Genomic DNA, 12,180 nt, shown 5'->3' with positions numbered 1-12,180 from the left:
ATGTCATGCCCGGAACCGGCGAGGCGACGAAGGCCATCACGGCCGCCGCCGTGGACAGTTTCCGTGACACCCCGGACCGGCGCCTGCGTGAACTGCTCCAAGGGCTCGTCCGCCATCTGCACGGTTACGTCCGTGAGTTGCGCCCCACGATCCAGGAGTGGGAGTACGCGGTGGACTACCTCACGGCCGTCGGGCAGAAATGTGATCCCACCCGCCAGGAGTTCATCCTGCTCTCCGACGTGCTGGGTGTCTCCATGCTGGTCGAGACGGTAAACGAGCAGGGCGGCGGCACCGAGAGCACGGTCCTGGGCCCTTTCCACGTCGTGGAGTCCCCCAAGCGCGAGAGCGGCGACAACATCGACCTCATGGGCACCGGAACACCCTGTGTCGTCTCGCTCCGCGTCACATCGGCGGACGGCAGCCCACTGGCCGGAGCGAGCGCCGATGTCTGGCAGTGCACCGAGGACGGCTTCTACGACGTGCAGCAGCCCGACGTCCAGCCGCCGGGCAACGGACGTGGACTGTTCAGGACCGACGACGAAGGCCGCGTGTGGTTCCGCACGGTCGTGCCGAGCCACTACCCCATTCCGACCGACGGCCCGGTGGGAGTGCTGATCGGCGCCACCGGGCGGCACCCCTACCGCCCGGCGCACATCCACTTCATCGTCGAGGCCGACGGTCACCGAACGCTGACGACACACATCTTCGTCGCCGACGGCCCCTACCTGGACTCGGACGCCGTCTTCGCCGTGAAGGAGAGCCTGGTCGTCGACTTTCCACAGGTCGAAGACGAGGAGAAGGCCATCGAGTACCGGGTCACCGCTCCGTTCCGCATGGCCGAGTTCGACATCACCGTCGACCCCGAGACGGACAAGGACGCCCGGTGATGAACACCCCGCTCGACTTCAGCTACCAGGCGCTCCCGATGCGCGTGGTGCTGCGCACCGGCGCACTCGACCGGCTCGCCGACGAGATCGACCACGCCGGCCTCGAGCGGGTCATGGTCCTGTGCTCACCCGGACAGCGGGAGCTCGCCGCGACCGTCGCCGGCCTCATCGGCCGGCGCGCTGTGGACATCCACCCCCACGCCCGGATGCACGTGCCCGCCGAGTCGGCGGCCGAGGCCCAACGACGTGCGAAAGAGGTGAACGCGGACGGCTGCGTCGCCGTCGGCGGCGGTTCGGCGATCGGCCTCGGAAAGATCGTCGCCCTGCGGTACGGCCTGCCGGTCATCGCCGTCCCGACGACGTACGCCGGCTCCGAGATGACGCCCGTGTGGGGTCTGACGGAGAACGGCGTCAAGCGCACCGGCCGCGATCCACGCGTCCTGCCGGTCTCGGTGCTGTACGACCCCGCGCTCACCGTGAACCTGCCCCCCCGCCGTCTCCGTGGCCAGCGGCATTAATGCGATCGCGCACGCGGTCGAGGCCCTGTACGCGCCGGACGCCTCCCCGGTCATCGACCTGATGGCCGAGGAAGGTGTACGGGCGCTGGCCACCGCGCTCCCGGACGTCGTCGCCGACGGCGCCGACCTCGACGCCCGCGCCCGGGCCCAGTACGGCGCCTGGCTGTGCGGTGCCTGCCTCGGGGCCACCACCATGTCCCTGCACCACAAGCTCTGCCACGCCCTCGGCGGCACCCTCGACCTGCCCCACGCCGCCACCCACACCGTGGTCCTCCCGCACGCCCTCGCCTACAACCAGGTCGCGGCACCCAAGGCGGTGGCCGCGCTCGGCCGCGCTCTGGGCACCTCCGCCGACCCGGCCTCGTACCTGTGGGATCTCGCGGGCCGGCTCGGCGCCCCGCGGTCCCTGCGCGAACTCGGCATGGCCGAGGACGACATCGACCGGATCGTCCAGGTCGCGCTGGCCAACCCCTATGCCAACCCTCGCGAGGTGACCGCGGAAGGCCTCGGCGGACTCCTGCGTGCCGCCTGGGCCGGAGGGCCCCCGGCTAGCGGCACGCCGATCGCGTAGGTGGTCAGAGGACTATGCGGCACTGGCTGAGGGCTCATATCTGCCCGGGTGCAGCCTCACGCATCGTTCGCGCTGAGTCAGCAGGGCGGATCAGCATGGACAGCGGCTGCCTCGTGTGGTGTCTGCGGGGCGGAAGCCGACGACCTGGTTGGCTCCGGAGCGTGTTCGTGGCCGGACCTCCCGCGTGCCCCCCTGCCCTCGGGGTTACGACGCCGCAGGCGTGCGCAGCGGGCGCAGGGCCTCGGCGACCCGGACGAGTTCGTCGAGCACCGCCGTCGCGGAGCCGGTCATGACCTCGTTCGGCACCAGGCCCTCCTCCTCGTCGAGGAACTGGTGCACGAAGGGAATCGCCACCGACTCGACGACTGGTGTCATCTTCAGGGTGGTCACCACCTGCTTGATCATCTGCGCGGCTCGGGTGCCCGCGGAGACACCTCCGTAGCTGACCAGGCCGACCGGCTTGTACTGCCACTCACGGTGCAGGTAGTCGATGGCGTTCTTCAGTTCGGCGTTGTAGCCGAAGTTGTACTCGGGCATCACGAACACGAAGGCGTCCGCCTCCGCGACCTTGGCGCTCCAGTCACGGGTGTGCTGGTGGGTGTACCGGCCCAGGCGCGGGTGGTGCGGTTCGTTCATGAACGGCAGGTTCACCTCGGCCAGGTCGACCAACTCGATCTCGTCGAACCCGCCGTGCTCCTTGGCATGGGTCTCGAACCACTCACCGATGGTGAGGCCGATCCGGCCCGGCCTCGTACTCGCGATAATGATCTCCAGCTTTGTCACGGGAAGCCCTCCGCTCCTTCGGTAAAGGGTGTGGGTGTGACGGTCTCAGAGCGCGCGGCCGAACATTTGGGCCAGGGGATTCGGGATGCGACCGCGCTACTGCGTGCCCGACACCAACTGGGACTGCTCGCTCAACTGATGCCAAGTCCGGTTGTGATACACCAGTGGCCGCGACGCGTCGCCCGGGGCGGCGGCGTCCGTCGGCGCGTAGTACGCGTGGGTGGCGTTGACGACGACGAGGATCGAAGCTCCCGCTGCGAAGGTGGCGGCGATGCTGCCACGGATGCGTACCGGGGCAGCGACGAAGTACGGCTCGCCGGTCGCCAGCCGGGCCCAGGCACCGGTGTCCGCGAAGCGGTCCGCTCCGCTCGTCGCACAGAGCCGGGCTAGGCCGACCTGACCGGCCCCGAGCAGGTGCACCACCACGGACGACGACTCCAGGATCGTCGGCGTCGCCGAAGAGAGGGCCGCCACCGAGAAGACGAGGAGCGGTGGCGTCGCGCTCACCGATATCACCGACGTCGCGGTCAAGGCGACCGGGCCCCGGCCGGCGTCAGCGGTCACGACCGCGACCCCGCCCGCGTGGTTGCGGAACGCCTCGCGGAAAGCGTCGGCCGACAACCCCGGCTCCAGAGAGGCATCGTCGATCAACGCAATGTGCTCCCGTGTCTGATCGCGATCAGTTGTTTCTGACATCGGCGGGTCTCCAGTCGGCATCGACGAAACAATGTGTTTGTTCAGGGCCCTGACGGGGCGGCAGAATCCATCACCCCTGCTCCGACGCCGATCCGCGCCTTGTTCGTCCTGTGGAACATCGGGCTGGTAACTGCCCTCGCCGAAGTTCGGCAGCGTGTTCGTCGTGCCGCGGTACCCCGTCCTGTGGTTCAGCCCGGCGAAGACCACGTCGTTGCGCTCGCGGAGCCGCGCCGTCGGCTCTACCAGGTATGTGCGTGACGAGTGAGATGCCCTTCACCTCGGGCGGGCCACCCGAGGTGAAGGGCATCTGGGCGACCAGCGCCCGTGACAGCGGCCCCCGACCATGTGGCGGGCATAGGCGGTGACCTCGTCCGGCTGGTTCAACAGCCCTGCAACCGATGCCGCTGGCGCAGGCGAGTCACCGGACCGGGCCGTTGGTTCTCTCAGTCGTTGCCAGCAGGCGTCCCCAGCACGGAGGCGAGGACGCCACGGAGCGTCTCCACCGGGTCGTCGACCGAGTTACGGGAGCGCCACGCCACATGACGGTCCGGGCGGACCAGGAGGCAGCCGTCGTCGTCGAACTCGCGGATCCTGGTCCACTCCCCGAGCACGTCGTCGTACTCGGCGCGCATCCCGATCGTCCGCGCCTCGATGGTGAGACCGGTTTCGCGTGAGACGGCCGCCGCGGCCTCGGTCCAGGCCGCTCCGTCGACGCCGGTGAGCACGGTGAACCGGCCGTGCCCGACGAGGTCGAGGGTCGAGACCCGCTCGGTGCCGTGCTGGAGCCAGACGTGGGGCAGGTGGGCGCCGGGATGCGTCGTCGGGTGATAGTGCAGCTCGGGGTCTCGCGTGTACTCGGGGAACGGTGTGCCGTCGTCCGCGACGGCGGTGGACGTGTACCGCTGCCCCAGCTCCACGCCGTGGGCGTTCAGCTGGTAGTTGACCAGCTGCACCGCGTCCAGCAGTTTGGCTCGGCGGGCCGCCCCGGCTTCGCCCGGGGCGAAGAGCTCGTCGATGATCGCCCAGCCCTGCTCGGGGGTCTGCCCGTAGGCCAGGCCGATCGTCTCGCTCAACGGCTGGAGTTCGGCGAGGCTCTTGATCGCCCGGTCGATCACCTGGCGTCCCACCGGCTTGCGCTCGTCGTGGTAGCTGTCCAGCAGCTCCTCACCGGCGTCTCCGCGTAGCACGAGGGCCAGTTTCCAGGCCAGGTTGTAGGAGTCCTGGATCGAGGTGTTGCTGCCGAGTCCGTTGGACGGCGGATGACGGTGTGCCGCGTCGCCGGCCAGGAAGACCCGGCCTTTGCGGTACCGCTCGGCCACCACATGGTTGACCTGCCACTGCCCGATGTGCTTGATCTTGAACTCGACGTCGGGATCCCCGATGCCGGCCCGGACGATCTCGGCGACCGCCTCGTCCGAGGTGTCGGCGGGCAGCAGGTCGTGCATCAGGAACAGGGCCATCCACTCCGTGTGGGGCACGATGGTGGTCCACGGGCTCCACAGCACGTTGGTGCCGGGGGGCGAGACCCAGAACAGGGCGCCGGGACGGTGCTTGGCGAAACGGGTCAGGTCCGCCTCGATCCACACCGTGAAGGCAGAGCCGATACCGGCCTCGCCCTCCATGGCGAAGTCGAGAACGCGAGCGACGGTGCTGTTCCCGCCGTCGGCACCTATCACGTAGCGGGCTTCGACGGTGTATTCCGCACCGTCGTCGCGGCGCCGCAGTGTGGCCCGTACCTGCTCGTCGTCCTGCTTGATGTCGATGAGTTCCGTGTTGAACCGGATGTCGGCCTTGCGTTCCCGCGCCGCGTCCAGGATCACGGGTTCCAGTACGTTCTGGGGCGCGTTGCACATGTCGCACGGGCTCGCGGCCGCGTACTCGCTGCGACGGTCCAGGCCCTGACCCCAGGTCATCATGCGTGCCAGTTCGACGCCCGCGAACGAGGTCGCCCACACGTTGGTGCCCATGAGGTCGGCGGGCATGGCGATCTCGCGGACCCGGTCCTCGATGCCCAGGTCGCGCAGCACCTCCACGGTCCGCTGGTTGGTGATGTGCGCGCGAGGGGTGGGCGCTGTCGACGGGTACTTGGTCACCGTGATCGCGTCGACGCCGTACTCGGCCAGAAACGCGGCCGCGGTCAGTCCCGCGGGTCCGGCGCCGACGACCAGAACGTCCGTGTGGACGACGTCGCCCGTTTTCGGCGCTTGCTTCATCGCCATCTTTTCATCGCTCCTCATTGAGAACCGCCGACGTGGGCGGGTGGATAGTCCGCATCAGAGTCGGGAAGTTCTGATCAGAAGACGGCGATGGGCGGGAGGCCCAGAAGTGCCCGGGCGTAGGTTTCGTGTCCGATGCCGGGGCTCAGGATGGCGTGCCGCGCGCCTGTTTCGAAGTCCCGCCATACCCGGTTGGCCGGATTCACGGTCGCGAAACTTCCGGCGCCGCCGATGCTCATGGACAGCGTCACGGCTTCGCGGAGACTCTGCAGTGCGACCGCGATGTCCATGCGGACCCTGCCCCGGGTCACGTCGTCGGGCGGCTCTGTTCCCACCGACCGATCCACATCGTCGGCGGCACGAAGGATGTGCAGAAACGCGGTGTCCAACCTCGACACGGCGGTCGCGTAGTTGAGCTGGTAACTGGGTGAGTCCGATGCCTTCTGATAAAGGGATCCGACCACCGGGCGTCCCTTGTCGATGGCTTCCCGGGCCAGGTCGACAGCGGCCTGACCGGCTCCGAGCAACGGCCCCATGAGCCCCAGGATCATCGCGATCTGTACGGACCCCGGGATTTCCCGTGCCTCCGGATGCTCGGACCTCGAGCCCCCGGACACGATCCGGTCGAATTCGATGATGCGGTGGTCGGGGACGAACACGTCCGTACCGACTGCCGTGTTGCTTCCGGTGCCACGCATTCCCGCGATGTGCCAGGTGTCCTCGATGGTGAGATCCGTGTAGGGAACGAGGCCGAACCTGAGGCCCGCCAGGCTGCCGTCCTCGGCGAGAATCGGGAACGGCGTCATCGTCCAGTCGGCGTGCAGACAACCGGAGTTGAACGGCCATTTCCCGTTGAGCACGTAGCCGCCGTCCACCTTCACCGCCGTGCTGCCCATGAAGTTGGACGTGCCCGCGACGGCCGCGTCCGGGTTGTCTCCCCAGATCTCCTCCTGCGCCCGGTCGGTGTTCAACGACGCCGCGAGGTTGGTGACCGCGTAGATCATCGTGACCCAGGAGGCGGCCGCGTCGCCCCGCCCGAGTTCGGCGAGTACCTGGAGGGTGGTCCGCATGCCTGCCTGATGGCCGCCCCACCGCCTGGGCGTGCCGAGCCGGAACATACCCGCGTCGCGCAGGGCGGCAACGGCGGTATCGGTGATGTTGCGCTGCTCGTCTCCGGCGGCAGCCTCCTTGCGGAGCAGTTCACGCAGGTCCGTCGCCCTCGCGATGAGGTCGGCGTCGGTGGCCGTGCGGCCGGCTGGCTGGCTGAGTGTTTCGGGCATCGGAAGCTCCTGTCCGCGTTGACAGTCGATTGCGTCAGTCTCAGCGGGCTGCCGATGCCGTGCGATCCGGATTCCGAAGCGGACGATCCGGGATGCGAAAGTTTGGTCAGACCGGGGCCGACCGGCTACGACGGCGGGTCTGCGACGGAGGCTCGCCGTACCGCTCGCGGTAGGCGCCGGCGAAGCGCCCCAGGTGTGTGAATCCCCAGCGTGTGCAGAGATCGCCGACCGGTCCCGCATCGTTCAGGAGATCGCGATGCACCCTTTCGAGACGAACGTTCTGCAGGTACTTCATCGGGGACATCCCGAGCTGAGCGTGGAACCCCTGCTGCAGGCGGCGCCCGCTCACCCCCGCCACCTCCGCCAGCTGCGTCAGCGTCCAGGCCAGTTCCGGGGCATCCTCAATGGCTTCGACGGCACGCTTGACCGACGACCAGCGCGCCGGCGCCTGGCTGCTCCACACGTCGCCAGAGTAGTCGTGCGACTGTGCGCGCAGGAGCGTGCTGATGACCAACCGCTCCAACTGCTCGCGATGATGTTTCGATGTGCGGGAGAGGCTGTCTGGTGTCGCGAGGTCGTGCAGCAGCAGACCGAGCACGGAGAGCCAGCTCTGGCCCGCGGGCGTGCTGAGATCGAGCCCTATTCCGAGCCGCACGGGCGGCCGGACCGGCCGCCCGATCATCGCTGCCAGCTCGCTCTCGAAGGCGTCCTGCCGGATCTTGATGCAGAGGACTTCGGCCCCCGCGCTCCAGCGCGGCATGAACGCGGGGTTGTCGGTTGTCACCACGGAGGCGAGGCCGGGGCCCACCGTGACATCGCGAGAGCCGAAGTGGCACAGCAGCTGACCGGTGATCGGCACGGTGACGTGGTACGCGTGAATCGGGTCGAGCACGATCCGCACCTCGGTTCCGAACTGGACGGAGCAGAGCGTCAGATGCGTCAGCTCAACGGCCCGGACGACTGACGGCTCCGGCTCGGCGCCGGGACTCAGCAGTTCCCAACTGCCGGGGCAGGCGAGGACGTCGTCGAGCGTTCTGGTGACCACGGCGAGGTCGGTGTCCCGGCACAGCTCGAACGCTGACAGTGTGTCGGAGCCGAGGCGGTCAGGCACCGCGGCGGCTTCCCGGCCGACGTCGTTTACGAATGTCATCATTTGCCTCTTTTGCATGTAAATAGAGACTCTTACGATGATATTGGATATCTTGATACTGGTAAGTCCTGGTCAGGTTCACTCGCCGGTGGGTGTCTGTCTGGCCGGTTGTGCCGTTGGTCTGTTGTAGGGGATCGGGAGTTGGCTGCGGCCCGGTGTGTTCTGCAGGACTGCGCGGCGGAGTTGTCCGAGTCATTCGTGTCGTCGGATCAGCGCCGTGGGGGAGCACTGTATCGGCGACGTCAGTTGCCGGGCACGCAGCGGAAGTCCGTAGAGCCGATGGTCGCGCGGCAGGCTGAGGGAGGCAACCCGCAGGCCCTGATGAACATCACTCCAGCCCGTGCGGAACCCAAACCGTGGGGCAGGTCGACCTGTCACCCAAACCTGCAGCAGACGCGATCCGTCGTGCGTCGGTGAGAAGGTCGCGGTGAGCAGGCGCGATACACCTTCCCGTTCGCCCCGCCCGAAAGCGATCGACGGATCCTTGAGGTACGCGCCGCGATGCAGCCCATGCCACACGGTGAGTCGGCTCGCCCGTATCATCGGCCGCCAGTATGTACTCGATCTTCTCGTCGGTGCCCCTTCCGGTGCCAGCGACGCTGTCAACCGTACATGGATCCTCGGAACCGCGTCAGCGGTATCAATTGCCATAGACAAGAAAATCGGCGGCACCGACGCGTGGTCCCTGTCGGCTCCTGCCTCAGGGAAATCGACATCCACCTCCAGCCGCAATGTCGGCTCCCCGGCTTGCAAATCGCCTGCGGATTGATCGACGGGCACGTGGGAATCCGCAAAGCGAATCTTGCGCTGAGCTTCAAACGGGCTGAATAGCCGCGACAGCGCCTCAAGAATAGCGGTCTTGCCTGAGTCGTTCGGGCCAAGGGCACATGTCGGGTTATCGAGCTCGATTTCCGTTGAGTTCGATCCAAAGGACTGGAAATTGCTCAGTCGCAACGTCGTAATCTTCGCTGGCTCCACTCCCCGTTAATCCATACCTGCCATTTAACGCAAGGTCAACCGGTAAGTAACACGGAGTAGCATTGGTCACGCTGTGTTGCTGTCTCGTCGGCTGCGGCAACGGTAAGTCCGGCTACGCTGGCGTCGTTGACCGGTCGGGGTGCCGGCCGAGGGCTATGACCCGGATGGCGCTCGCGCGGAGTTGGTCGGCCGGGTCTCGTCCCGCGGAAAGTGCGACGCCGCGCTGCTGCGACTGACCGATGCGGCACGAGCGGCAACGGGGGCGGTCTTCCGTGCGCATGCACAGGCGATGCTCGACGTGCTGGTGGTGGCGTCTCCCGAGGGCGAGGGTGAGCGACTGCTGCGTGCGCTGCGAGCCCGAACCGTCTGCGCTTGCTCACCCGATCGGTTGTGTAGGTCGCCGTCTGTTCCGGTAAGACAGGCATGGCGGCTTTCTTGGTGGCGCATACCATTTATGTGTGTACGGGTGGACTTCTTCGTGAGCAGGAGCCGAGGTGACCCCTGAGGATGCTGGCCCGGATAACCGCGCAGAGGAGCAGCCTCAGCCGGTGGCGTCCGGCTGCCCGGCGATCTGGGACGAAGAGGGTCGGCGCGAGGGAGCGTCGGGCAAGGAGACCATGGAGACGCTGACCCTCGTGCTTCAGCAGGCGACGATGTGCCTTGGTGGCCTGGGAGCCTTGATGCACCGGTGGGTTCCCTCTGCCGGTCGGCTGCGCCTGGTGTCGCTCAGCGGGCTCACCCCGCAAAGCGCCGAAGCGTGGGCAGATCTGCACGCTGAGGCGGACGTGGCACCCGTGCGGGCCATGCGGGGCGGCTTCGTCTGGGTGGGCGGGGACAGCCTGGGCGTCGGGGCGGCGGGCACGGCGGCAGTGCCACTCCTGGGGGCCGATGGGCCGGTCGGAGTGCTGTCTGTACTCACCGCAGGGGCTGATGAACCGGGTGAGGTTCAACGGTCCTTCCTGCGTGCGGTGGCGGGGTGGGCTGCTGGGCGCCTGGGCGGCGGACCAGGCATACCGGCGGGCCCGGGGCCAGTGGCCGGAGCCGAGCGCTCCGTCCGCATGGGTGAGCTGACCGCCGCGCTGGCCGAGGCTGTCACCTCACAGGACGTAGCGGAGGTGTTTGCGAAGCATGTCCTGGCTCCGTTCGGAGCCGACGGGCTGATGTTCACGGTGCTGGAGGGCGGGCGGGTCCATGTGATCGCCGGCATCGGCTACCCACAGGAATTCCTCGAAGCGGTCAGGGACACTCCGGTCTCCGCCAGTGCCCCGGCGCTCGACGTAGTGCGCACCCGTGTTCCCCGGTTCGTCGAATCAAGTACGGAGTTCTTGCAGCGCTATCCGACGATGAGGGGCTTGTGGGAGCTGGCACCGAAGGAGGCCTGGGCGTTCCTGCCCCTGATGGTGTCCGGACGCGTCTTGGGTGTGTGCGCGGTGTCCTTCGGCCATCCACGTTCCTTCGGAGACGAGGATCGCACCTTGCTGACGGCTCTCGGTGGTCTGGTCGGCCAGGCGCTGGAGCGGGCCCGGCTGTACGACGTAGAGCACGCCCGTTCCCAGGAACTGCAGCGCGGTCTGCTGCCCAGGATGCTGCCTCGCCTGCCTGCCACCAGCGCCGCCGCCCGCTACCTGCCCGCAGGAAGGGACGAAGATGTGGGTGGTGACTGGTATGACGTGATTCCACTGTCCGCCGACCGGGTCGCCCTGGTGATCGGCGACGTCATGGGGCATGGCATCACCGAAGCGGCCATCATGGGCCGTCTGCGTACCGCCGTACGGACCCTCGCAGACCTCGAAATGCCTCCTGACGAGCTTTTTATCCATCTCAATGACCTCGTCAGCGACCTCGGCGAGGACAGCTACGCCACCTGCCTGTATGCCGTTTTCGACCCCGTCGCAGGTAGGTGCACCTACTCCCTGGCCGGTCACCCGTACCGCTTCAGAATGCCTTCACAGCCTGTGAGCTGTGGCTTTGCCGGACGGTCAGCTGGCTCGGTGGTACTCATTGATCAGTCCGGCGACGGCTTGCCGGCGTTCGATCCGGGCTGCTGGCAGGGGGATGACGTTGGCATCGTCCAACGGTGCGAGCTGGCCGCGGCCTTGATGCGGCCGATGCCGGTTGAAGTGGCGCGCGTAGTCCTTGAGGACCTTCTCGGCGTGGCCGCGGTCGAAGATCAGGAGCCGGTCGGTGCACTCCTCGCGTGCTGATCGTACGAACCGCTCGGCGTGGGGATTGCAGTTGGGAGAGCGCGGAGGGATTTTGGTGACGTTGATGCCCTCGCTGGCGAAGACGGCATCGAAGGCGGCCGTGAACTTCGCGTCCCGGTCGCGGATCAGGTGAGTGAAGCCTGATGCTCGGTGGCCGAGTTGCCAGAGCAGCTGGCGGGCTTGCTGGGCGGCCCAGGCGGCGGTCGGGTGCGCGGTGACGCCCAGGATGTGGACGGTTCGGGTGCGGACCTCCATGACGAACAGCGCGTACAGCCGCTGCAGGCTGATGGTGTCGACGTGGAAGTAGTCGGTGGCGAGCAGGCCGTGGGCCTGGGCCTTGAGGAAGGTGGTCCACTCACTGCGCACCGGATGTCGGCGCGGGGCCGGCCCGAGGCCGGCGGCGCGCAGGATGCGGTGGACGGTGGCCGGGCTGGCCTTGTGCCCGAGGCGGCGGAGTTCGCCGTGAACGCGTCGGAAGCCCCACCGTGGGTTCTCGGCGCCGAGCCGGATGATCAGGTCGCGTAGCTCTTCGGGTATCGGTGGGCGTCCCGGTGAGGCGGGTTGTGTCCACTTGTCCTTGATCAGACGCTGGTGCCAGGCCAGGAGGGTGCGCGGGGAGACGATGCGATGCCGGCGCAGCGCCCGCGGGAGGAGTCGGGCGAAGGCGGTGAGCAGTGCCCGGTCGGGCCAGCTGGGTTTGGGGGCCGCGACCTGTCGGCGCAGTACCGCGACCTCGTGTCGCAAGATCAGTATCTCGGCCTCCTTCGCCGCGGAGGATCGGGAGAGCAGGACCAGCCACGCGAAGATCCGCGTGGTGATCAGGTAGAGCGTTCGTACGGCCACAAGGTCCGATGGTGCCCGATCGGCCCGCGGAGCGTTGTCCCAGGTCACAGGCTA

General features: G+C 67.7%; 8 protein-coding genes and 2 pseudogenes. 3 read left to right on the top strand and 7 right to left on the bottom strand.

Going from position 1 to position 12,180, the window contains the following annotated elements; genetic code table 11:
• The first annotated feature begins 5 nt into the window (after positions 1-5).
• Both ACFY0P_RS22395 and ACFY0P_RS22390 read left to right on the top strand, forming a co-directional pair.
• On the top strand, positions 6-887 hold the full coding sequence (locus ACFY0P_RS22395; protein WP_388915731.1) for a dioxygenase: 882 nt from the start codon (positions 6-8) through the stop codon (positions 885-887).
• Positions 887-1,976, top strand: a pseudogene (locus ACFY0P_RS22390) (maleylacetate reductase). Before ACFY0P_RS22395 ends, ACFY0P_RS22390 begins: the two are co-directional and overlap by 1 nt.
• Positions 1,977-2,180: 204 nt before the next feature.
• Here the strand turns inward: ACFY0P_RS22390 and ACFY0P_RS22385 are convergent.
• The 6 genes from ACFY0P_RS22385 to ACFY0P_RS22360 all read right to left on the bottom strand — a co-directional run bounded on the left by ACFY0P_RS22385 (position 2,181) and on the right by ACFY0P_RS22360 (position 9,079).
• On the bottom strand, positions 2,181-2,759 hold the full coding sequence (locus ACFY0P_RS22385) for an NADPH-dependent FMN reductase (protein WP_388915728.1): 579 nt from the start codon (positions 2,757-2,759) through the stop codon (positions 2,181-2,183).
• 96 nt (positions 2,760-2,855) lie between these two features.
• Positions 2,856-3,662, bottom strand: coding sequence for a flavin reductase family protein (locus ACFY0P_RS22380; protein WP_388915725.1), 807 nt, complete (start codon positions 3,660-3,662; stop codon positions 2,856-2,858).
• A 236-nt stretch (positions 3,663-3,898) separates the two neighbouring features.
• On the bottom strand, positions 3,899-5,674 hold the full coding sequence (locus ACFY0P_RS22375) for an FAD-dependent monooxygenase (RefSeq protein ID WP_388915722.1): 1,776 nt from the start codon (positions 5,672-5,674) through the stop codon (positions 3,899-3,901).
• Positions 5,675-5,748: 74 nt separating this feature from the next.
• On the bottom strand, positions 5,749-6,951 hold the full coding sequence (locus tag ACFY0P_RS22370) for an acyl-CoA dehydrogenase family protein (protein ID WP_388915720.1): 1,203 nt from the start codon (positions 6,949-6,951) through the stop codon (positions 5,749-5,751).
• Between the two features lie 106 nt (positions 6,952-7,057).
• Positions 7,058-8,104 carry an AraC family transcriptional regulator gene (locus tag ACFY0P_RS22365; RefSeq protein WP_388915717.1) on the bottom strand — a complete coding sequence of 349 codons (1,047 nt, stop codon included), beginning with the start codon at positions 8,102-8,104 and terminating at the stop codon, positions 7,058-7,060.
• 189 nt (positions 8,105-8,293) lie between these two features.
• The gene (locus tag ACFY0P_RS22360) at positions 8,294-9,079 is read right to left on the bottom strand and encodes an AAA family ATPase (protein WP_388915714.1); all 786 of its coding nucleotides are present in this window, start codon (positions 9,077-9,079) and stop codon (positions 8,294-8,296) included.
• A gap of 617 nt (positions 9,080-9,696) precedes the next feature.
• Between ACFY0P_RS22360 and ACFY0P_RS22355 the strand changes: the two are divergent.
• Positions 9,697-11,004, top strand: a pseudogene (locus tag ACFY0P_RS22355) (PP2C family protein-serine/threonine phosphatase); the annotation flags it as partial.
• A 54-nt stretch (positions 11,005-11,058) separates the two neighbouring features.
• Here the strand turns inward: ACFY0P_RS22355 and ACFY0P_RS22350 are convergent.
• Positions 11,059-12,126 (bottom strand): integrase core domain-containing protein, encoded by a 1,068-nt coding sequence (locus ACFY0P_RS22350; RefSeq protein WP_388915711.1) that lies wholly within the window; start codon positions 12,124-12,126, stop codon positions 11,059-11,061.
• Positions 12,127-12,180 lie beyond the last annotated feature (54 nt).

Source organism: Streptomyces sp. NPDC001714 (assembly GCF_042892755.1).
Taxonomy (GTDB): domain Bacteria; phylum Actinomycetota; class Actinomycetes; order Streptomycetales; family Streptomycetaceae; genus Streptomyces.
Note: the sequence above shows the minus strand (reverse complement) of the source record. Positions and strands in the feature narration are given on the sequence as shown.

Excerpts from the sequence above, each read along its gene's own strand:
- ACFY0P_RS22395 (WP_388915731.1), top strand. The coding sequence starts at position 6 with ATGCCCGGAACCGGCGAGGCGACGAAGGCCATCACGGCCGCCGCCGTG.
- ACFY0P_RS22375 (WP_388915722.1), bottom strand. The coding sequence starts at position 5,674 with ATGGCGATGAAGCAAGCGCCGAAAACGGGCGACGTCGTCCACACGGAC.
- ACFY0P_RS22370 (WP_388915720.1), bottom strand. The coding sequence starts at position 6,951 with ATGCCCGAAACACTCAGCCAGCCAGCCGGCCGCACGGCCACCGACGCC.
- ACFY0P_RS22365 (WP_388915717.1), bottom strand. The coding sequence starts at position 8,104 with ATGATGACATTCGTAAACGACGTCGGCCGGGAAGCCGCCGCGGTGCCT.